Source organism: Legionella sp. 227, assembly GCF_043161935.1.
Lineage (GTDB): Bacteria > Pseudomonadota > Gammaproteobacteria > Legionellales > Legionellaceae > Legionella > Legionella sheltonii.
On sequence record NZ_CP171154.1, the window covers coordinates 1,590,456 to 1,612,500 of the forward strand.

Below are 22,045 nucleotides of genomic sequence, written 5' to 3' on the forward strand. Positions count from 1 at the left end.
ATGACAGCATTACTTGAAAATATCCATGTAGCCCTTCCGGAAATGATCGTGTTGGTTGCAGCGTGTATTGCGCTGCTTGCCGATTTATTTTTACGGCATCGGTATAAATCAATTGCCTATATTATATCGTGTATTGGTTTGGTTTTAGCTGCTGTTGTTAGTTTCCTTTATATTGGCATGTATAAAGTCATTACTCTACATGGTCTATTTATTAGCGATGATGTTGCCAATTTAATGAAATTCTTTATTTATCTGACGGTATTGTTGAGCTTTATCTATTCCAAAAATTATATCGATGAGCGTCAAATGCCTTCAGGGGATTACTATATTTTGGGAATGTTTTCTACTTTAGGGATGATGCTTCTTGTTTCGGCACATTCTCTGTTGACTATTTTCCTTGGTTTGGAATTATTGTCATTGCCTTTATATGCCATGACAGCCATTCGTCGAACTGATAGTGATGCTTCTGAAGCTGCAATGAAGTACTTTGTAATGGGCTCAATTGCATCTGCAATGCTTTTATATGGTATTTCCCTAATTTATGGTGCGACAGGAAAACTTGACTTAATGGAGGTTGCTAATGCAATCGCCGCGAATTGGCAACAGCAAAGTACCTTACTTGTTTTTGCTTTAGTGTTTATCTTATCTGGAATTGCATTTAAATTAGCGGCAGTTCCCTTTCATATGTGGGTTCCAGATGTATATCAAGGAGCTCCAACATCAGTTACCTTATTTATCAGTGCTGCACCAAAAATTGCTGCTGTGGGTATGACCTTTAGATTATTAACTATTGGCTTGGTAGATCTCAGTACGCAATGGCAGCAAATCTTATTAGTCATGACGCTGCTTTCAACTGGCTTAGGGAATTTATTTGCGATTGTACAAAACAGTATTAAACGGCTGCTAGCCTATTCAGCTATATCGCATATGGGATATGCTTTGTTTGGTATTTTAGCTGCGACTGCCTCAGGTTATTCTGCCGCACTTTATTATATTTTGATTTATGCAATAACTTCCGCAGCATCTTTTGGCTTGATTGTTTTAATGTCCAGTCAAGGAATGGAAATTGATAGTGTTGACGATTTGAAAGGCCTCAACAAAAGAAGCCCATGGTTAGCATTTATGATGTTAATCATTATGTTTTCTTTGGCAGGAGTTCCTCCAACCGTTGGTTTCTTTGCTAAATTACTGGTACTTAAAGCATTGGTCGATGCACAAATGACTTGGATAGCCGTAGTCGGTTTATTCTTTACAGTAATTGGTGCTTATTATTACTTAAGAATTGTTAAAATCATGTATTTTGATAAACCAACACAGGTTGAACCCGTTATTATGAATAAGGGAAATACTTTAGTATTTTCTTTAAATTGTTTATCACTTCTTTATTTAGGTATTTTTCCAGGCGCATTAATTGTTGCGTGTATTAATGCTTTTGGTTCCTGAATAACAAATAATCCGCTTCTGCATTAGAAAAATCTCGTTTTTTGTAATGCAGAACAATATTTATTTGTAATCTGTACGAAAGTACTTGCTAAGAGTGCCGACTCTCAGTATACTTCCCATCAGTTGACGCGGGGTGGAGCAGCCTGGTAGCTCGTCGGGCTCATAACCCGAAGGTCGTAGGTTCAAATCCTGCCCCCGCTACCACTTATTAAGAACCCCATTCATGGGGTTTTTTATTATGTATAATTTGTAACTGCACTAAAAAAATAGTAGTAGCCCAGTAAAGTCAAGGCCCGTACTCGGAAACATAGTTTTATCAACAATCACTTTCTAGAGTTAAGTCCTTCCCTGAACTTAGGTTACTATATTGTATTTGTATTAGGCATGTACCCTTTTTTGGTTTGTTAATACTATGATACAAGATGAATTGGAACACATATTAGAGCCTGCAATCAATGATATGGGCTATGAACTTTGGGGATGTGAATATCTTTCGCAAGGTAAGCATTCTTTATTGCGAATATACATTGATAAGGCCGATGGAATAGGAATTGATGACTGTGAAGCGGTGAGTCATCAAGTTAGTGCTTTGCTTGATGTTGAAGATCCAATTCCTGGGAATTACAGCTTGGAAGTATCATCACCTGGCATTCCAAGACCTCTATTTAAAAGTTGGCAATATCAACGTTATATAGGGAATGAAATACAAGTAAAAACTTTTAAACCAGTTGATGGTAAGCGTAAATTTACAGGTACTATTGTCTCAGTATCTGAGAGTTCTTTGGTACTTAATGTAAATAACGAAGATCAAGAATTACTTTTTTCAAATATTGTGAAAGCAAGTTTGACAGTATAGAGAGGCGAACAATGAGCAAAGAATTGTTACTAGTTGCAGAGGCGTTATCAAACGAAAGAGGTGTAAGTAAAGATGTAATTATACTTGCCATTCAGGCCGCACTGGAGTCTGCAACTCGCAAGATCTTTGGTTTAGATATAGGCGTGCGAATTAAACTAGATCCCCGTACAGGTGACTATGAAACGTTTCGGTATTGGGATGTAGTGAATGATGATGAGTTAGAACATACTGACCGCCAATTAACTCTCGAACAAGCAAAAGAACGTAATCCGACAGCAAAAATTGGAGATCGTATCGAAGAATCGATCCCTTCAATTGAATTTGGCAGAATTGAAGCTCAGGCAGCCCGCCAAGTGATCATGCAAAAGGTTAGAGAAGCTGAGCGTGAGCTCGTCATTGACCAATTTAGAAGCAAATTAGGCCAGTTGATTTATGGTACTGTTAAAAAAGTAACACGAGATAATATTATCATTGACTTAGGTGGTAAAGCAGAGGCTTTTTTACCTCGCACGGAGATGCTTCCTCATGAAATGTTCCGTCCGAATGATAGAGTGCGTGCTTATTTATATGAGATAACCCCGCAAGCGCGTGGTCCGCAGTTATTTGTAAGCCGTACTCGTAATGAAATGCTTATTGAGCTTTTCCGGATTGAAGTACCCGAAATTGGTGAGAACGTTATTGAGGTTAAAGCGGCTGCTCGTGATCCAGGAAACCGAGCCAAGATTGCAGTAAAAACTAACGACGGACGGATTGACCCTGTAGGCGCCTGTGTTGGTATGCGTGGGGCACGTGTTCAAGCTGTTTCTAGTGAACTCGGTGGTGAGCGTGTAGACATTATTTTATGGGATGACAATCCTGCGCAATTAGTCATTAATGCGATGGCTCCAGCAGAGATTTCTTCAATTGTGGTTGATGAAGACACTCATACAATGGATTTAGCTGTAGAAAAAGATCAATTATCTCAGGCAATTGGTCGCAATGGTCAAAACGTTCGATTGGCAAGCCAATTAACAGGATGGACTTTGAATGTAATGACTACGGACGAATTTGAAAATAAGAATTTGGAAGAGTCCAGTAAAATAGTGAAGTTATTTACAACTACACTGGAAATTGATGAAGAAATTGCTACATTATTAGTAGCACATGGCTTTTCTTCGCTTGAGGAAATCGCTTATGTTCCCAAAGAAGAGTTGCTTGCAATTGATGAATTCGATGAAGAAATTGTTGAAGAACTAAGAAATCGAGCAAACGATAAATTACTCACTATGGCTCTTTCTTCGGGTAAAGAGCTATCTGGTTCACCTGACGAATCACTACTCTCAATGGAAGGCATGACTGAAGAGCTAGCTAATAAATTAGCTGCGAAGGGAATTACCTCTATGGAAGATTTAGCGGAGCAATCTGTAGATGAGTTGTTAGAAATTGATGGGATAACAGAAGAAAAGGCCGGAGCTTTAATTATGAAGGCCAGAGAACCATGGTTTTTATGAGACTATGGATTTATTATAAATTAATGTAGTGCAATTATGCAGCTCTGTCTTTGAAGATGAATAGAACTGCTGAAAGGGGATCAAAATATGGCGGATGTGACGGTTAAACAATTAGCTCAAGTCGTTGGTATTCCGGTTGAACGCTTATTGAACCAGTTACAGGAAGCAGGGTTATCTTTTACCGATGACCAACAGACTGTGAATGAAGAGCAAAAGCGAATCCTACTCAATCATTTGAAGAGGGCTTCGCTGCGTGACGTGAATGCTTCACCTGAAAGAATTACTTTACGACGAAAAAGTTTATCACAAGTCACGGTTGGCCATGATGCTCATAGTGGAAAAACTGTAAATGTTGAAGTTCGTAAGAAAAAAGTATTTGTAAAGCGAGCTCCAATCATAGAGCAGCATGAGGTTGAAGAACCCGAGGTTTTGCCTGAAGAAAATCAAATCGCTACCGAACAGCATCCAGCTGAAGTTGCGCCAGAGGTTTTATCTGAAGCTCCTGCTGAGGCAGTTGAACAAGCTGCTGAAGCTACTGAGACCCCGGTGCACATGCAGGAAGAACTTGAGTCGGAAGCAACGCCACAGGAAGAAAATACTGATAATCTCTTGGAACCCTTGGCTACAGAAGCTGTTGAAAATACAACTGCTCCTGAAGATATTGAAGCGATAGCAGTCAAAGAAGAACATCGATTAGAAAAACAATCGAAAAAGAAGCATATTGATCAAGGCCCCGAATCAGAGGCATCAGATTTTAGAAAAGTTAAGAAAAAACCAAAATATCAAGCATCTTATGAACGAGATGATGAAGAGCAAGAAGGACATAGACGCGGCGGACGCAGTAAATTTAAAAAGCGCAAGGGTATTGAGAAATCAGACAAACTCAGAGAGGCCGAAGAGTCATTAACGCATGGCTTTGCCTTGCCTACAGCACCCGTAGTAAGAGAAGTTTTAATCCCAGAAACCGTTACTGTAGCTGAGCTGGCAAAAAGAATGTCTGTAAAAGCTGCCGAAGTCATTAAGATAATGATGTCCCTTGGGGCAATGGCAACCATAAACCAGGTTATTGATCAAGAAACAGCAGTCATTGTTGTTGAAGAGATGGGACATAAGGCGCATGTAATTAAAGAAGATGCAATTGAAGTCGGTCTAGGAGAGTCGATTACTAAGGGGAGTCGTACCGAATCCAGAGCCCCAGTAGTTACAATTATGGGACATGTGGACCATGGTAAAACCTCTTTACTGGATTATATCCGTCGGACGAAAGTTGCTATTGGTGAAGCCGGTGGTATTACCCAACATATTGGTGCTTACCATGTGAGCACGCCTAAAGGGGATATTACTTTCTTAGACACTCCAGGCCATGCTGCATTTACGGCAATGAGAGCTCGAGGAGCAAAAGTCACCGATATCGTTATCTTGATCGTAGCTGCCGATGATGGCGTTAAGCCACAAACAGTAGAAGCGATTCAACATGCGAAAGCGGCCAAGGTACCGATCATCGTTGCCATTAATAAAATGGATAAACCAGATGCTGATCCTGATCGCGTCATGAATGAATTAACTGTGCATGAAGTAATTCCAGAAGCATGGGGTGGTGATACGATGTTTATCAACATCTCAGCCAAATCAGGTATGGGTATTGATGAGTTACTTGATGCAATATTATTGCAATCGGAAGTTCTAGAGTTGACCGCGGTTACTGATGGTGCCGCTAAAGGCGTAGTGATTGAATCACGCTTGGATAAAGGTAGAGGACCTGTAGCAACAGTGCTGGTACAAAGTGGAACCTTACACAAAGGGGATATTTTACTTGCTGGTTTTCAGTATGGTCGAGTACGGGCTCTTGTTGGTGATAATGGGGATATGGTTGATACTGCTGGCCCATCAATTCCAGTTGAAGTTCTTGGTCTATCAGCAATTCCTCATGCTGGAGATGAAGCGGTTGTTGTTCCCGACGAGAAAAAAGCACGGGAAGTGGCTTTATTCCGTCAAGGTAAATTCCGTGATGTAAAACTTGCCAGACGCCAAAAATCAACCATTGAAGGCATCATGAAAAACATGGCTGCCGGAGAATCTAAGGTTCTAAATGTAGTTCTTAAAGCGGATGTTCAAGGTTCCCTTGAAGCAATTTCAGATGCTTTAGTGAAATTATCTACTGATGAAGTTAAAGTTGAAGTTATTTCGAGTGGTGTAGGCGGTATCACTGAATCGGATGTGCATTTGGCTATAGCCTCTAATGCGCTTCTAGTTGGTTTTAATGTCAGAGCCGATAGCAGCGCGAAGAAATTGGCAGAGCATGAATCAGTGCCGCTGCATTATTATAGTGTTATTTACGATATCGTTGATCAGATCAAGGGTGCTTTGACAGGCATGCTTGCGCCACAATTTAAAGAAGAAATTATTGGTATTGCCGAAGTTCGAGATGTGTTTAAATCACCAAAAATTGGTGCAATTGCAGGTTGTATGGTCGTTGAAGGTGTTATTAAGCGCAATAATCCTATTCGTGTACTACGTGCTAACGTGGTCATCTATGAGGGGACTTTGGAATCACTAAGAAGATTTAAAGATGATGTGGTTGAAGTCCGTCAAGGGTTTGAATGTGGTATTGGCGTCAAAAATTACAATGATGTAAAACCAGGCGATCTAATAGAAGTATATGAAACAGTAGAAATTAAGCGTGATTTATAAAGATGGGTCATAATTTTAAACGTACAGATCGTGTCGCTGAAATGATTCAGCGGAAGCTAGCTCAGATAATACCTATGGAAGTAAAAGATCCGCGCTTAACCGGATTTGTGACTATATCAGCAGTCAAAGTGGCTGCTGATTTAGGGCATGCCAAAGTATATTTTACCGTGCTTAATGATGATAAAAAAATGGTTACAGCTATTTTAAATGCTGCTGCCAGTTATTTGCGCAGCGCTTTAGCACGTAGTATTACCTTGCGCACAGTTCCTCAATTGCATTTTGTATATGACGAATCAATAGAGTACGGGCAACGTTTAAGTCGACTCATTGATGAAGTAAATCCGCCGACTTCAGAAGATAATGAAAGCGAATAAATCTTTAGCAATAGATGGAATTTTATTGCTGAACAAACCGGAAGGAATGACCTCTAATACTGCCTTACAGAAAGCAAAAAGGCTGCTAGGGGCGCAAAAAGCAGGGCATACGGGAAGTTTAGATCCATTAGCTACCGGTATGTTACCACTTTGTTTCGGTGAAGCGACGAAAGTATGTCAGTTTTTACTTGATGCAGATAAATGTTACCAAACTACGGGACTGCTGGGTGTTAAAACGAATACTGCTGATGCTACAGGAGAAGTGACTGCGCGTGTGGATGCATTTACTATTTCTGAAGCGCAATTATTGGATGTATTGGAGCAACACACGGGACATATAAAGCAGATTCCTTCGATGTTTTCCGCTTTAAAACACAATGGGACCCCTCTTTATCGTTTGGCTCGAGAAGGGATCAATATTGAGAGGAAAGCACGAGAGATCCTGATTAGTAATTTACAGCTTACTGCTTTCGATGGAGTTCACTTCTCTTTAACAGTGGCTTGTAGCAAAGGAACTTATATTCGTAACTTAGTTGAGGATATAGGTGACGTTTTAGGTGTAGGGGCTCATGTGACTCGATTACATAGAGTGTATACATCAGGTTTAGATAATATGCCCATGTACTCGCTCGATGCATTAGAGGCAATGTCTGTGTCCGAAAGAATGGATTGCTTAATTCCTATGGATATCGCAGTAAAGCATTTACAGCAAGTAACTCTTTTGGATGACGAGGTAGTTACTATCCGTCAAGGCAGAACAGTAACAAATAAAATAGATGTTGGAGAAGCTGATTGTGTACGTCTTTATGATGAGAATGCACAATTTATTGGGTTAGGTGAACGAAATACACAAGGTGATATTAAAGCGAAACGATTGCTTTCTTTTTAGTCGTAATCACGTGATAAAAGAAACAATCGCGGTTAAATATGAAATTTTTTGCACAAAAATAATTTTCAGTACTTGTTTCGTTGGACATGCCTTGGTAGAATGTTCGCCTTTAAATGAATACTTAGTAGTTCCGGGAGTGTATAATGTCGCTAAGCAGCGCGGATAAAGCAGCAATCGTTAAAGAATACAAGCGTTCCGATAAAGATACTGGTTCGCCTGAAGTTCAGGTTTCTATCATTACAAGCCGCATTAAATATTTAACTGACCATTTTAAAGAGCACAAAAAAGATTTCCATTCTCGTCGTGGACTACAAGAACTCGTTAATAAGCGTCGTAAGCTGTTAAAATATTTAAAGCGAAACGATGAAGCTCGCTATCAAACATTAATCCAAAGTCTGGAACTGAGAGATTCTTATTGATTGATGAGCAAACACATTTCTTTAGAAATGTACTTTTTAAAAAATACTTTAAATAAAGGCGCAATTTTCTGCGCCTTTTTTTCGTTATAATTACTTAATGAGGAAGATTACGTGGCTAAGTTTACAAAAGAAATAGCATTTGGTGACCACACTCTTATATTGGAAACAGGTGAAATTGCGCGACAAGCTGATGGAGCAGTATTAGCCAGTATGAATGGCACCCAAGTATTAGCTACGGTAGTTGGTAAAAAAGAAGGTGCGGAAGGAAATGATTTTTTTCCTCTGACTGTAAATTATCAAGAAAAATTTTATGCTGTTGGTAAAATCCCCGGTGGATTTAACAAACGAGAAGGTAGGCCCTCTGATAATGAGACATTAATTTCACGATTGATCGATCGCCCCATTCGACCTTTATTCCCTGATGGTTTTTGTAACGAAGTCCAAGTCATCGCGACAGTTCTTTCTTTAAATCCTGAAGTTTCCGCAGATATTGTGGCAATGGTTGCCTCTTCTGCCGCATTAGCACTTTCTGGCGTGCCTTTTAATGGGCCAATTGGCGCTGCACGTGTGGGTTATAAGGATGGGATTTACCTATTGAATCCGAGTCGTAAAGACTTAGAGCAATCCAGACTGGATTTAGTTGTTGCCGGAACTAAAGATGCTATTTTGATGGTAGAGTCAGAAGCAAAAGAATTAAGCGAAGACATTATGCGTGGCGCGATTATGTTCGGTCATGAAATGATGAAGAACGTAATCAAGGCAATCGAAGAACTGGCAGCGCAAGGTGGTAAAGCCCGTTGGGAATGGACCCCACCAGAAGTGGATACCCATTTGCAACAACGAGTTGCTGATATGGTTAAACAGGATGTTGAGGCAGCATACTTGATTAGAGACAAACAAGAGCGCTACCAACGTTTGGGTGAATTGAAAGATCAGACAATCGCAGCCCTGCAAGCTGAAAATGATGAGTTAAAGGCAGATGTTATTGGTTCTATGTTTGTTGAAATAGAACGTGCTACTGTGCGCAATCGAATTCTCGATGGCGAGCCACGAATTGATGGACGTGATCATAAGACAGTTCGTCCGATTGCGATTCGTACAAAACTTTTGGAAAGAACTCATGGCTCCGTTTTATTTACTCGCGGCGAGACACAAGCGATTGTTGTTGCTACTTTAGGTAATGAGCGTGATGCACAACTTCTCGACAATATTATTGGAGAAACAAAAGATCGCTTTATGCTGCATTACAATTTCCCTCCCTATTCAGTAGGCGAGACTGGTATGGTTGGCAGCCCCAAACGAAGAGAAATTGGGCATGGTCGTTTAGCCAAACGAGCTATTATGGCGGTATTACCAGAAGCAAATGAATTTCCTTATGTATTAAGAGTGGTCTCTGAAATCACTGAATCCAACGGTTCCAGCTCAATGGCTACAGTGTGTGGTACCAGCCTTGCATTGATGGATGCAGGCGTTCCATTGAAAGCCCCTGTTGCTGGGGTAGCAATGGGTTTGATTAAAGAGGGTGACCGCTATGCTGTATTAACGGATATATTAGGTGATGAAGACCATTTAGGTGATATGGATTTTAAAGTTGCTGGAACAGAACAGGGAATTACAGCATTACAAATGGACATTAAAATCCACGGGATAACCAGTGAAATTATGGAGCAAGCCCTGGATCAAGCTTTAGCTGGTCGCCTGCATATTCTTGGTGTCATGAATAATGCATTAGCAGAGCATAGAGAAGAGTTATCGCAACATGCACCTCGAATTACTACCATGAAAGTTGCTGAAGACAAGATTCGAACTATTATTGGTAAAGGCGGGGCAACAATTAAAGGATTGATTGATAGCACTGGTGTTTCTATAGATATCGATGATACAGGTGTAGTTCAATTATTTTCTCCAGATATGAATGCATTGGAAGAGGCACAAAAGCAAATTAAAGCATTAATTGCCGAAATCGAGGTTGGTCATACTTATCAGGGTAAGGTAAGTAAGATTGTGGATTTTGGTGCTTTTATCAATCTTTTACCTGGAAAAGACGGTTTACTCCATATTTCTCAAATCTGCAGTGATCGATCACAAAAAGTTGAATCTGTACTGCAAGAAGGCCAAGAAATTGAAGTCTTTGTTGCTGGTATCGATAAACAAGGTCGTGTGAAGCTTGAGTGGAAAGATAAGCCGCAAGCAGAAGGAGCAACAGACGCTCCAGCTACATCAGCTGCAGCGGAGCCTCTTGAGGAAGTACATCAAGACGCGCCCAGTGTAAGTGATCGTGTAGGCGAAGAAGAGTAACCTTTGATTGCTAAGCTCTCTGACATCTTGATGTTGGAGAGCTTAATTTCATTGAAGAGAGCGCGGTGCCGTTAGGAGACATTCCGCATCAAATCCAATTGCAGGCTAATATTTAAATCCACCTCTTACACACTTCCATTATCCTGAGACGTTTTCGATGAGGGGGCTCCTGCTCTTAGCATCATATTTTATCATAATGCGCATATTCTCAGGGTACAGCATCTTCCGTAAATGCTTACCGCTGGAATAATGTTCGACATGAAATTTAAGCAGGATTACTTGCTTTGGGTCAACGTTAAGAATTCAGCGCGACTTGTTGGGTTATTACGCATTTCACCTAGCATCACTGAAGTGGTCATTACTGAGTTTTGCTTTTCAACACCGCGCATCATCATGCACAGATGCTTGGCTTCAATAACTACCGCCACACCTCGTGCACCAGTAATTGATTCCAGGCATTTTGCAATTTCGGTGGTTAAGCGCTCCTGAATTTGCAAGCGTCGAGCGTAGTAATCAACAATGCGTGCCATTTTTGATAATCCGATTACTTTGCCGTCAGGAATATATCCCACATGACATTTGCCAAGGAATGGGAGTAAATGGTGTTCGCACATTGAATACATTTCTATATCCTTCACGATAACCATTTCGTTCATGTCCGAATCAAAAAGGGCATCATTGATGATGTCATCTAAATTTTCGTGATAGCCTTTGGTCAAATAACGGATAGCATTGGCAGCACGTGCAGGCGTGTCAACCAATCCTTGCCGAGTTATATCTTCACCTAATTGTGTTAGCAGTTCTTTATATAGTTTTTCCATAGTGAATTCCTAGCCTGGGGGCCAAGTCATATGACGTCCGCCCAGTAAATGTAAATGAATATGATATACTGTTTGGCCACCGTCGGGATTAATATTGAAAACTAATCGATATCCTGCGTCACTTATTCCTTCAGTTTGAGCAATTTTTTTTGCCCCTAAAATCATTTTTCCCAACAGGGCCTGGTTCGCATCGCTGGCTTCATTCAGTGTAGCAATATGTTGCTTTGGAATAATCAGCAGATGTTTAGGAGCTTGCGGGTTGAGATCATGAAAAGCCATTATCTCATTATCTTCATAAACTACTGATGCAGGGATTGCACCTTGTGCAATTTTGCAAAACAAGCAATTCATAGGCAATCTCATTTGAATTAAAAGAGCTATTATACATTGCATTACTTATAATGCGACAGCTTCTCTTTGCCTTTTAATGTGTTTTTTCGCATAATAGCCGCTTTATAGCGTCATTCTACATGTGGGCAATGATCATTTTTAAAATGAAAATCGCTTTGTATGAGGAGAATTGCTTTTATAGTGAGTGCGCTAATAAGACATATTTTATGCTTTTATTTCAAGCTAAATTAATGCTGAGTTATTTTTACTTCGACAAGAGGGGAGATGGATAAATGAGTTTAATGAAGATTAGCAGTGGTCGTGATTTGCCAAAAGAAATTAATGTAATTATTGAAATCCCTATGCACAGTGAACCTGTAAAATATGAAGTGAATAAAGAGTCTGGGGTTTTATTCGTTGACCGCTTTTTATCAACACCAATGTTTTATCCTGTCAATTATGGCTATGTTCCTAACACCTTATCGGAAGATGGAGATCCTGTTGATGTCCTCGTTGTAACTCCAGTGCCTCTAGTCGGTGGTTCAGTAATTCCATGTCGACCAGTTGGAATGTTAAAAATGACTGATGAGTCTGGTGTGGACGCTAAAATTTTAGCTGTTCCGACAAACAAACTTACTAAAATTTATGAAGCAATCAAAACTCATGAAGACATTCCACAGCATTTATTAAACTCTTTAGAGCATTTTTTCAGCCATTATAAAGATTTAGAAGAGGGCAAATGGGTTAAGCTGAATGGTTGGGTTGGTCCTGAAGCCGCTTACGAAGAAATTATGGCTAGTGTCGCTCGTTTTAACGATAAAGAGAAAAAATAGGTAATTGTTTTCCTTTTTACGAAAAATCTATTGCCTGTAATGCCGTATAGTCTAGATATTGTCATTCCGGCGAAGGCAGGAATCCATCACTGAATTGGCCCAGTTGTCTGATTAGGGATGGATCACCGCCTCCAAGGAAATGGCGATATTATGTACAAATGGCTAAACGTAATGAGCAACAAGTCAAATTTTGAGGAATGGGCGCAAAAACTTTTTTATACAAGGTGTCGAGTATAAAGCGCAGTACCTGAAGGCGTTAAAAATTTTTTAATGCCTTCAAAGACCAACACTGACTTAGATTATTGCATCACTCTTGTTGCTTGCTCTATCTCGCTTTCTTTGAAACCATATGGTACTTTATTCCGGGTGATAAAAGCTTAAGGAAATTCGGTGGCATACCATCTTTCTACATTGTTCATCATACTGCTTCTTTTAGTTTTTTTGGCTGCTTTTTTTTCAGGCACTGAAATCGGTATGATGTCGATAAACCGCTATAAGTTAAAACATTTGGTCAAGAAAGAAAACAAACAGGCAATAAGAGTGAATCAAATACTCTCTCGACCTGATCGATTATTGAGTGTGGTGTTAATCGGTAATACCCTGGCTAATATTCTTGCTTCAACAATAGCGACATTGATCGGCCAACATATTTATGGTGATGCAGGAATTGCCATAGCTACCGCCTTTTTAACCCTGGTGATTTTAGTATTTGCTGAAATGATCCCCAAAACATTTGCCGCTATTTATCCACAGCAAGTTGCATTTGCTACTTCGTTACCCTTGCAAATTTTACAATGGATTCTTGCGCCGCTGGTATATATAACCAGCTTTATGTCCAACGGAGTTTTACGTTTATTTCGAGTCTCAATCGATAAAATCCAAAAAGAATCATTGACGGGCGAAGAATTACGTTCCGTAGTACATGAAGCAGGAGGTTTGCTACCTGTTGAGCACAAAAGTATGTTAATTAGCCTTCTGGATCTCGAACAAGCAACAGTCGAAGATATTATGATTCCTAAATCAGATATCGTAGGCATTGACATAGAGGAGCCTTGGTCGGAAATTCTATATCAATTAGAAACAGCTAAGCATACCCGCTTGCCCTTATATCGAGATTCGATAGATGATTTGGTCGGCATGATTCATGTACGTGATGTTCTTAATTTGGCTATTGAGAATGAGTTGGATCTTAATAGCCTATTGAATGCGGCTGATAAACCATACTATATTCCTGAAGCAACCCCTCTCAACCTTCAGATTTTAAATTTCAGGAAAATGAAAAGACGTAGTTCTTTTGTCGTGGATGAATATGGAAATATTCAGGGTCTAGTCACTATGGAGGATATACTTGAAGAAATCGTAGGCGAGTTTACCACGGATGTCGCTGCATTAAGTCGAGGGATTACGCCCCAAAGTGATGGCTCAGTTATTGTCGATGCCGGTCTAACACTACGTCATTTAAATCGTTTAATGGGATGGCACTTACCTTTGATAGGACCTAAAACCTTAAGTGGTCTAATCGTAGAACATCTTGGATATATTCCTCCAGCTGATTCATGTTTGGCTATAGAAAACTATCGTATGGAAATATTAAAAGTAGGCGATAATACGATTAAAAGTGTAAAGGTATTTAAATTGAGTAAAAAGCGCAAATAATGACCTTATTCATTGAATGCTATTCCGAGCCGATGCAGGATCGAGATTAGGTATGAGTATGATGATAAAATAAGGGTATTATTCTTCTTCATAATCTTCTCGGGATGAGGTGATCGTGGTTGAGTGCAGTTATTTTCGTAAGTGTTCCAATACATTTTTACACTGATTAAGAAATTCTTTAAATTGTGTATCCTTAATAAAATATCCATCAATATTAAAGTGTTCTGTCGCGATCTTATCTTTGTTGTTATTGGAGGTGGTAAGAACAAAAATTCGTATACTATTAAATTTTGCATGGGCGCGAAAAGATTGCAAAAATTCTAAACCATTCATTTTAGGCATCATTAAATCTAAAACAATGATCGTAGGCAGTGCTTGGGTTTCAGTATTATCCTTCGTTAAGATATCTAAGGCTTCAATCCCATTTCGAGCTATTTGCAATGTAAGGGGCAAATTTAATTTGCCAAGTTCTCTTTCTAAATAGATGCGATCAATTTCATCATCATCAACAACCAAGATATGGGGGATTGCTATTCTATGAGTCACGCCGCACCTCCAATTTGTTTAGGCCAAGTAAAATGAAATATTGCTCCCTGATTTTTATCTGATTTGACACCGATATTTCCTCCTTGAGCTTCAACAATTTTCTTAGCAATGCTAAGCCCAACCCCGCAGCTTTCTAAAACATCACGGGGTTGCAGGGTTTGAAAAAGTTGGAAAATCCGATCTTGATATGCGCGCTCAATACCAGGCCCATCATCGGCGACAAAAAATTCATAATAATCATTTTTTTCCGCAACACCCACTTGAATGTGCCCTTTCTGAAGATGGTGGTGTTTTACTCCATTATCAATCAGTTCATATATTACTTCTTGTAATAGTTTTCTTTCTGCCACGACCGTAAAATCACAATGCTCACAACAAATATTAAAGTCATTTGCAGCTTCCACTTTATGGGCGACAGAGTTTACTAATTCGGGAAAATTAATTTTTTCAACTTTTGAGTGCATGGTTCCGGCTTGTGTGTATTTTAATAGCCCGTCTAATAAATTAGACATGCGATAAGCACGCTTTCGTAAGAAGGTTAGATATTTTCGAGATTGGGAAGTTAATTGATTGCCTACATCTTCCTCAATCCAAGAAACTAAATGTTCGATTGCCGGTAAGGGTGATTTTAAATCATGCGCGGCTAAATAAACAAAACGTTCCAATTCATCTTCTGCATGTTTGACTAAAATTAAATTGGCAACTCTTGCTTTAAATTCTTCAGTAGAGAAGGGTTTAATCATATAATCTTGAGCACCCTCTTGAAGCATGCGCACACAAAGTTCATCGTCTGCTTTCGCCGTTACAATCATAATAGGGGTAGACAGGAGTGACGAATGCTGTCTTATTGCATGGACCATTTCTATTCCGTTCATATTGGGCATCATGATATCGCTAATGATTACTTGAGGATGTAAATTGATCGCCTTATCCAAACCTTCTTTACCGTCTCGCGCACTAGCGATACGATACTCTTTGCTTAACAGTTCACACACAAATTCATTCATGGTCAAATTATCTTCTACCACTAAAACAAGAGGTAGATTTGCATGATTTTCTCTATTAAGCTGCTTCGTCACTATTTTGCGTTGGCTTACAATGCGAGGGATTTCAATGGTTTTGTGCATGGGTTGTTCACTATGCACCAATTGATCTGCTGGAGCATTTAACGGGATTTGCATGATAAAAAGCGCACCACCTAATTTTGATTGCTGCACTTTAATTTTGCCCTGATGCAATTCGATAAAATTTTTTACAATTGCTAGCCCCAATCCGGTACCTTCAGAATGCCCCATGCTTTCCTCCATTTGAAAGAAACGTTCAAAAATCGCTTCTCTATATTCTGAAGGAATCCCTGGGCCATTATCTTCAATGGAAAACTCCGCATTCGCATTTATTTTATCGAGCTTCAGATTAATGGTGCCATGAAATGGACTAAATTTTATCGCATTGGAGAGCAAGTTGATAATCACACGCTCGATTTTTTCATAATCGATTTGAATGTATAATTTGGGGGGTAGAGAATAAGAAAGATGCAACCCTTTTGCTTCAATATCTGCCTCAAATAAAGAGACAATCCTTTTAATAAGGTGGACAAAATCAATGTTGTAATAATTAATTTGTAATCTACCCGAATCAAATTTTGCAATATCTAATAAATCATTTACATGTTTTAATAAGAGAAGTGCATTCTGTTTCATTAATTGTATTTTTTTGACTTGTGATGGCGCTAAAGTTTTATCTCGTAACAAAGTATCTATGGGGCCTAAAATTAACATGAGTGGGGTACGTAATTCATGACTAATATTCGCAAAAAATTGTGTTTTTAGTTGATCAAGCGATGCTAAATTGTAATTAGCAACTTGTAATTTTTTGTTAATGACTTGAATTTCTTGTGCTCGTTGATAAATTTCAATCTCCATCTCCCCGGCACGGGTACGCAACGCTTCCATTGCTTTTAGTTGATCATAGCGAGTTTTTTTTAGCTGAATGTATTCTGTGACGTCTTCGACTCGATGAATAATATATTTAATTTTCTTATGGCTATCGAAAACGGGTAGATTTATCGGACTCCAATAACGTTCTTCGTATCCTCCGCCTTGTTCGGTAGGGCGGCGAATATCGTATTTTTGGATTGCCATGGTGTCATGAGTTTTATATTTTAACACTCTATTTAATGAATCGTTTAAATTACTTACTCCAGTTGCCTGAGGGTCTTCTGGATTATCTGGAAACACTTCAAATATATTTTTCCCAATAATTTGTTCTCTAGTTACCATAGTGGCGTGCAGATAATTATTGCTGGCAGCAATAATCTTAAAATCTCTATCTAAGACAAGATAAAGTCCAGGAGCAGACTCAAAAATAGATTTATAATCAATGGGTTCTTGTGTACTCTCCATTGCAGCACCTCACAATCCGTGTATACTAAGTATAAAATATATACAGTATATTTAAAAGTAATTCAGTGGATGTGTTAACCTGCTATATTTCATCACTTTGTTTTAAGGTAACTACTTGTGCTGTGAACATATACCCTCCGTTGCGAATGGTTTTGATTAAGGCGGGTTTTTTTGCATCAACTTCTATCTTTTGGCGAAGCCTGCTTATTTGCACATCAATTCTGCGATCAAAAGGATTTAAATCACTGTTTTTAGTGATCTGCAGGAGGAGTTCGCGATCCAAAATTCGTTGGGGTTGTTGCACAAAAGTAAGTAGCAAATCATATTCCCCAGCGCTTAATGATAATTCTTCATTCGCATTACTGAACACTTGCCTGGATGCAGGATAAAGCCGCCAATTGGCAAAAACAAGAACCTCTTTCTCATGATCCGATTGTTGTTGTGCGCGTAACACCCGTCGATTAATTGCACTAACGCGTGCATGAAGTTCTCTTGGTAATAGTGGCTTTACAATAAAATCATCTGCTCCAGCTTCGAGTACTTTGATGCAGGCTTCCTCATCTGGAGTATCATTAATAATCAATAAAGGTACTGGATAATCTGTATAAAATTGATGAATGGCCTGCGGTCTATTTTTTAAAATAGACCAGCTAATTAAAATGGCAACAACTTTCCCTAACCCGTTTTGAATGGGAGTTAATTGATGTTGCTGCACGATATTTATATTAAATTGAGCAAAGTATTTTTTGAGATCCTCACTCACAGGATCGTTATCAATAAATAATAGATAACTGGGTTGCGGCATTAATTTATTCCCGATTTTTTAAGCACTATTCGCTATAATTTTGTCAAGATTAATATAGACTTGCAATTATTTTCGATATTATCCTAGAAAAAGTAGCTGAAAGCCCATCGATTTTCTATGCAGCTGTAAGTCGGTTCTATTATAAAATATTTCCTGTGAGGAATAGAGCATTACATTTTCCCCTGCTAAGAAAATTCATTATCTGAAGACATCGCTCAAGGAGAGAGGATGAATCATAAAAGTGCTCCATTTTCAAATTGGTTTGTTGTAGAACAGGCCCGGAAACAAGTCCATCCTCAGTCGCAAGAAGCACATCAATTATTCTCGAATCGAGAATTTAATTTGTGGATGGAAGGATTGCTTGATTTTTTGAATAAAAATGATGAGGTGCCGGTTACATGGGCTACTCTATTTGATGAGTGGAATGTTGAGCAACTACAGATGGTATTGGAATATTTTTCTAATCCAGAGTTTGCTGCTTTGGTTAATGCCATTTTCTTCTACAAGTTCTACCCGGACAAATTATTTACTGATGTAATACATCCGGAAAAGCTCATTTCGGTGCAAATGCGTTTAGGGGTATTGCATCATTACATTGAATCAATACAACAACAATTATATAGAGTTGCCTTAAAAAATGATTTAACTCCAACTGTTGATTATTTCTTACATAATGAAGAACCTCCTCAAGGTATCCTCATCGAGATCAATGAAGAGCACAGGCAACTGATACAGGCGGCAGTTAAAAAACTTAGAGTAAATGTGAGCCTAAGTCAGGAAAAACCTGAGGCTAGTGATTGGTTACATGATCTTAAGCGGGCCTATAAATTCTCATTTAACCCAAATCGTTTAATCGATGCCGTGATGATGCTACAGCAAAATCTGTTATCCGAAGTGATAGAACAAGAACAACGTGCCGTTATTTTTCGAGAAAAAATGGTGATTTTGTACCATCAATGTTCTTCTGCAGAGTGTTTGGATTTATACGGTTTTTTTGCTAATGAGGATACTTGCTGTTTGCTTTATACTTTTTATAAAATCGTACAAGGTAGTACATTCGACTGGTTACCCATTCTAAACACAGAAGAAAGAATTACGGTGCTGAAAGTATTCGATGCTTTATGCTGTGTTCTGGAAGCATTACGAATCGAATTAAAAAATAGACATTTGCTTGCTGCAACTTATAGGTATGATTTAGCTAATCCAAACATCGATGTAGGGGATCGTAATCGCGATGCAGTGTTTAGAGTAATAAGAATTTATCAACAAACTCCCATCACTCCAGATAATGTGATTGAACAATTATTTCAATCTATTGAATGTTCTGATTAATTGAAGCCTGTTGGCAACGCTAATATTTTAGCAAATGAGGCAATTTAAGTACCGATATTCGAATACTTTATCTACTGTGTATCGGTGCTCTAAGGCCACATCATTTGATCTCAATCTTGAGAAGGCTTCACAGTTCTAGAGGATTAATTCGCCTGATTATTTTTTCTTTGCTTCTAAAAGAAATGAACGCAAATATTTAATGATTAAAGCGCCTAGCTTTTTTTCCCTACCTGATTGAGTCAGTGGAATACCAATTTTTCGTGAAATTTTAGCTTTAAGGGCCGAGATGCCAACCAATCTTTTCCATGAAAATCCACCACGATTCATTTGTTCACCTCCTCATGATAAATAAGCGAGTATACTCTTGTTTTTCTTAGTTTAAAGTAATTTTTATTGCGATTTTTAGGGCTATTTGCACTGTGTAAGATTGACCAAAATGATGTGATTTTAGCGTGTTGAACATTAGCTTATCCCAAGTATAACGAGTAATCTTCTCTCAGTAGCGCAATGTTTGGAGGGAGATCCCTGTGATACTCGAGATGGCGTGAGTCTATCTATTCCTGATCATGAGAAGGGCTGTTTATATGCCAATTATAAATGTAACTGTCAATGGTGTTTATGTGTTTGAGTTGGCTTAGTAAAGGTTCTTTAGCGAATTGTACTAAATGAAAAATGACATCTTTTTTGCTTCCACCAAAATCCTCTTCATACCAATCGTATAATTTAGAGATAATGAGTTTTCCCTCAATGACATTAACTCCTCTAAGTGAGTTAATATAATTTGAGGCAGCTTGATTTAATTGTTCCTCAAGCATTTTTCCTTGATAGATTTTTCTACTAAGATTAGGTGCGCCAATCGTGCCATTACTTAAGGCATAATGAGTGCGAGGATCATTCCAAATCGCTCTGATGATGCGGTTATTAATGTCATCTAAAGTTAAAGAAGTGTCTCTTACCGTGATTAGATTAGCTCCCCAGGGGCCTATACTGAATAATCCCGGTGAAATATTAATTTCTTGGATTGAAGTAACTGGATAATAATTAGCTATAATTTGCACCGTAAGAGCATTGTATACATTAATCCAATACGCCAATTGTTCATCGCGATTGTAATTATCAATATTTACTTCAGACATGCTCTTTAAATAGTCTTTAAGTAAATTTAAGTCTGTTTGAGTCATGTGGGCATAATCAACCAGATTGATATTTTCTTCATTGGTAACGATACGACGATTTAGAAAATCTTGCCAAAGTTTATGAGAAATCACTTCTTTTGATAAAGGGTTATTTACTTCCCATTTTGGCCACAAATTTTTATAAAAAGATGCATTTGCTAACCCTGATATGAGAAGCATTAATATAAGAAGATATTTACTGCGGAATACTGTTTTAAACATGAATTATTGCTCTGTTGCGAAGGGCGTTCCCTATGGTGTTGCCATCTAAAAACTCTAATTCTCCACCAGAAGGAATACCATGCGCCAATTGAGTAATATTGATTGGCAGATTATGCAAAAGCTGGTGAATAAAATGAATGGTCGTTTGTCCTTCTATACTGGGGCTTAACGCCAATATCACTTCTTTAACTTGTTCTTGGATGATAAGGTTTTTAAGTCGGGGTAATCCAATGTCTTCTGGTCCTAATCCATCGAGTGGAGATATTTTTCCCATGAGAACGAAGTACTTCCCTTGAAACGCGTTGCTTTGTTCTATAGCAGATACATCAGCTGGGCTTTCTACGACACAAAGTAAGGAGGAATCCCGATTTGGATTTTGGCAGAGAGTACAAACTGTTTGTTCTGTATAATTAGCACAGCGTTCACAATGATGAATGTTGTTCATCGCTTGCTCTAGACATGAGGCAAGGTGTAACCCTCTCTGTCTTTGATGCTGGAGTAAATGAAACACCATACGCTGTGCTGATTTTGGACCTACGCCTGGCAGACAGCGTAGCGCTTCTACCAGGCGGTTTAGCATATCCATCGTTAGGACTATTCCTTATCGCCGCCCATTAAGTCAGTTGGGATGTTTAGACCAGCGGTCAATTGACTGATTTTTTCTTTAGATGCTTTTTCAATTTTTCGTACGGCATCGTTAATTGCAGCAGCAACTAAATCTTCCAACATTTCTACATCTTCTTCCATCATTGTAGGTTTGATTTTCACTTCGGTAGCATCATGTCGGCCATTCATTTTAATAACAACCATCCCACCACCAGCTTCACCAGTGACTACTAATTGACTTAGTTGTTGTTGCGCTTCTTGCATACGTTGTTGCATTTTTTGCGCTTCTTTCATCAGGTTGCCAAGATTTTGATTCATATCCATTATTAAGGCCTCATATGTTTAGGTTTAAAAATTCATTATATTATAAGTCATCTTTTAGCGGGACAATAGAATTTTTGACCAGTTTCGCTGAAAATTCTTGCTGAAGTTGCTGGAACATCGGATCATTGTTCAATGCTACTTCCGCTTTGTGCTGTTTTTGTTGGGCTGCTTGCTCTTTCTGCTGAGCAGGAGAGGCTTGCACCGACTCATCACTGTTTAAAATAATTTTTATTGGATTCTGGTAATATTGACCTAGAGCTGCTTCAAGGCGTGAGAACACCGTTGGAGTAAATAAGGACTGATGTCCTTTGGCCACACGTAACGTGATTTCTCGTCCATCCTTTGCAATTAATTCCGCATTTTCTGCCGCATTGAGTGCTAAACCAGTAAGTTTCAGATGAGGGATAATATGGGCCCAATCTTTATCTTCATGATTCGTCTGCTCTGGCGTGTTTTTCTTTTCTTCTTGAACATCTTGAACGTCGGAAGCAACACCATTATTGGCTAGGTTCTGAGTTTCTGTTTCTGGAACA

General features: G+C 38.9%; 20 protein-coding genes, 1 tRNA gene and 2 pseudogenes (1 of these 23 running past the window's edge). 13 read left to right on the forward strand and 10 right to left on the reverse strand.

What is annotated here, in order from left to right:
* The 10 genes and pseudogenes from nuoN (at position 1) to pnp (ending at position 10,460) form a co-directional block, all read left to right on the forward strand.
* Positions 1-1,443 carry an NADH-quinone oxidoreductase subunit NuoN gene (gene nuoN / locus ACF8MK_RS06810; RefSeq protein WP_392538697.1) on the forward strand — a complete coding sequence of 481 codons (1,443 nt, stop codon included), beginning with the start codon at positions 1-3 and terminating at the stop codon, positions 1,441-1,443.
* 127 nt (positions 1,444-1,570) lie between these two features.
* Positions 1,571-1,647, forward strand: a tRNA-Met gene (locus tag ACF8MK_RS06815).
* Between the two features lie 208 nt (positions 1,648-1,855).
* Entirely contained in the window at positions 1,856-2,299 is a 444-nt protein-coding gene (gene rimP, locus ACF8MK_RS06820; protein WP_392538698.1) for a ribosome maturation factor RimP, read from the forward strand.
* Between the two features lie 11 nt (positions 2,300-2,310).
* Positions 2,311-3,789 (forward strand): transcription termination factor NusA, encoded by a 1,479-nt coding sequence (nusA, locus tag ACF8MK_RS06825; protein WP_392538699.1) that lies wholly within the window; start codon positions 2,311-2,313, stop codon positions 3,787-3,789.
* A gap of 87 nt (positions 3,790-3,876) precedes the next feature.
* Positions 3,877-4,225: pseudogene (locus ACF8MK_RS06830) on the forward strand (translation initiation factor IF-2 associated domain-containing protein); the annotation flags it as partial.
* 239 nt (positions 4,226-4,464) lie between these two features.
* Positions 4,465-6,480, forward strand: a pseudogene (infB, locus tag ACF8MK_RS06835) (translation initiation factor IF-2); the annotation flags it as partial.
* A gap of 2 nt (positions 6,481-6,482) precedes the next feature.
* Positions 6,483-6,854, forward strand: coding sequence for a 30S ribosome-binding factor RbfA (gene rbfA, locus ACF8MK_RS06840; RefSeq protein WP_265703495.1), 372 nt, complete (start codon positions 6,483-6,485; stop codon positions 6,852-6,854).
* The gene (truB, locus tag ACF8MK_RS06845) at positions 6,841-7,743 is read left to right on the forward strand and encodes a tRNA pseudouridine(55) synthase TruB (protein WP_392538700.1); all 903 of its coding nucleotides are present in this window, start codon (positions 6,841-6,843) and stop codon (positions 7,741-7,743) included. Before rbfA ends, truB begins: the two co-directional genes overlap by 14 nt.
* Before the next feature lie 143 nt (positions 7,744-7,886).
* Complete coding sequence (gene rpsO, locus ACF8MK_RS06850) at positions 7,887-8,162, forward strand: 30S ribosomal protein S15 (protein ID WP_028381756.1); 276 nt, start codon at positions 7,887-7,889, stop codon at positions 8,160-8,162.
* 111 nt (positions 8,163-8,273) lie between these two features.
* Positions 8,274-10,460 carry a polyribonucleotide nucleotidyltransferase gene (gene pnp / locus ACF8MK_RS06855; RefSeq protein WP_392538701.1) on the forward strand — a complete coding sequence of 729 codons (2,187 nt, stop codon included), beginning with the start codon at positions 8,274-8,276 and terminating at the stop codon, positions 10,458-10,460.
* A gap of 275 nt (positions 10,461-10,735) precedes the next feature.
* Here pnp and folE read toward each other — a convergent pair whose 3' ends face one another.
* Positions 10,736-11,281: a GTP cyclohydrolase I FolE gene (folE, locus tag ACF8MK_RS06860; RefSeq protein WP_265703492.1), complete on the reverse strand. Its 546-nt coding sequence runs from the start codon at positions 11,279-11,281 to the stop codon at positions 10,736-10,738.
* Positions 11,282-11,290: 9 nt separating this feature from the next.
* The gene (locus tag ACF8MK_RS06865; RefSeq protein ID WP_392538702.1) at positions 11,291-11,632 is read right to left on the reverse strand and encodes a histidine triad nucleotide-binding protein; all 342 of its coding nucleotides are present in this window, start codon (positions 11,630-11,632) and stop codon (positions 11,291-11,293) included.
* 272 nt (positions 11,633-11,904) lie between these two features.
* On the opposite strand from ACF8MK_RS06865, the gene ppa reads away from it, so the two are divergent.
* Positions 11,905-12,444 (forward strand): inorganic diphosphatase, encoded by a 540-nt coding sequence (gene ppa, locus ACF8MK_RS06870; RefSeq protein ID WP_392538703.1) that lies wholly within the window; start codon positions 11,905-11,907, stop codon positions 12,442-12,444.
* Between the two features lie 390 nt (positions 12,445-12,834).
* A complete protein-coding gene (locus ACF8MK_RS06875; protein WP_392538704.1) occupies positions 12,835-14,100 on the forward strand; it encodes an HlyC/CorC family transporter in 1,266 nt (421 codons plus the stop codon).
* A gap of 129 nt (positions 14,101-14,229) precedes the next feature.
* On the opposite strand, the gene ACF8MK_RS06880 is transcribed toward ACF8MK_RS06875, so the two are convergent.
* The 3 genes from ACF8MK_RS06880 to ACF8MK_RS06890 form a co-directional block, all read right to left on the reverse strand.
* Complete coding sequence (locus ACF8MK_RS06880; RefSeq protein ID WP_392538705.1) at positions 14,230-14,646, reverse strand: response regulator; 417 nt, start codon at positions 14,644-14,646, stop codon at positions 14,230-14,232.
* The gene (locus tag ACF8MK_RS06885; RefSeq protein WP_392538706.1) at positions 14,643-17,048 is read right to left on the reverse strand and encodes an ATP-binding protein; all 2,406 of its coding nucleotides are present in this window, start codon (positions 17,046-17,048) and stop codon (positions 14,643-14,645) included. The genes ACF8MK_RS06880 and ACF8MK_RS06885 overlap by 4 nt, the downstream gene beginning before the upstream one ends.
* 82 nt (positions 17,049-17,130) lie before the next feature.
* Positions 17,131-17,853, reverse strand: coding sequence for a winged helix-turn-helix domain-containing protein (locus tag ACF8MK_RS06890; RefSeq protein ID WP_265703486.1), 723 nt, complete (start codon positions 17,851-17,853; stop codon positions 17,131-17,133).
* 228 nt (positions 17,854-18,081) lie between these two features.
* Here ACF8MK_RS06890 and ACF8MK_RS06895 point away from each other — a divergent pair, with 228 nt between their 5' ends.
* Positions 18,082-19,185, forward strand: a complete 1,104-nt coding sequence (locus ACF8MK_RS06895) for a hypothetical protein (protein WP_392538707.1) — start codon at positions 18,082-18,084, stop codon at positions 19,183-19,185.
* A gap of 156 nt (positions 19,186-19,341) precedes the next feature.
* On the opposite strand, the gene ACF8MK_RS06900 is transcribed toward ACF8MK_RS06895, so the two are convergent.
* The 5 genes from ACF8MK_RS06900 to dnaX form a co-directional block, all read right to left on the reverse strand.
* Positions 19,342-19,512 (reverse strand): hypothetical protein, encoded by a 171-nt coding sequence (locus ACF8MK_RS06900; RefSeq protein ID WP_392538708.1) that lies wholly within the window; start codon positions 19,510-19,512, stop codon positions 19,342-19,344.
* A 227-nt stretch (positions 19,513-19,739) separates the two neighbouring features.
* Complete coding sequence (locus tag ACF8MK_RS06905; protein ID WP_392538709.1) at positions 19,740-20,582, reverse strand: DUF547 domain-containing protein; 843 nt, start codon at positions 20,580-20,582, stop codon at positions 19,740-19,742.
* Positions 20,575-21,168 carry a recombination mediator RecR gene (gene recR / locus ACF8MK_RS06910; RefSeq protein ID WP_265703479.1) on the reverse strand — a complete coding sequence of 198 codons (594 nt, stop codon included), beginning with the start codon at positions 21,166-21,168 and terminating at the stop codon, positions 20,575-20,577. The genes ACF8MK_RS06905 and recR overlap by 8 nt, the downstream gene beginning before the upstream one ends.
* Before the next feature lie 8 nt (positions 21,169-21,176).
* Positions 21,177-21,512: a YbaB/EbfC family nucleoid-associated protein gene (locus ACF8MK_RS06915; protein ID WP_028381768.1), complete on the reverse strand. Its 336-nt coding sequence runs from the start codon at positions 21,510-21,512 to the stop codon at positions 21,177-21,179.
* A gap of 40 nt (positions 21,513-21,552) precedes the next feature.
* Positions 21,553-22,045: the 3' end of a DNA polymerase III subunit gamma/tau gene (dnaX, locus tag ACF8MK_RS06920; protein ID WP_392538710.1), read on the reverse strand. Its footprint extends 1,169 nt past the window's final position; 493 of the gene's 1,662 nt are visible here — the last part of the coding sequence; its start codon lies off the right edge, out of view — the gene reads right to left on this strand; the stop codon is at positions 21,553-21,555.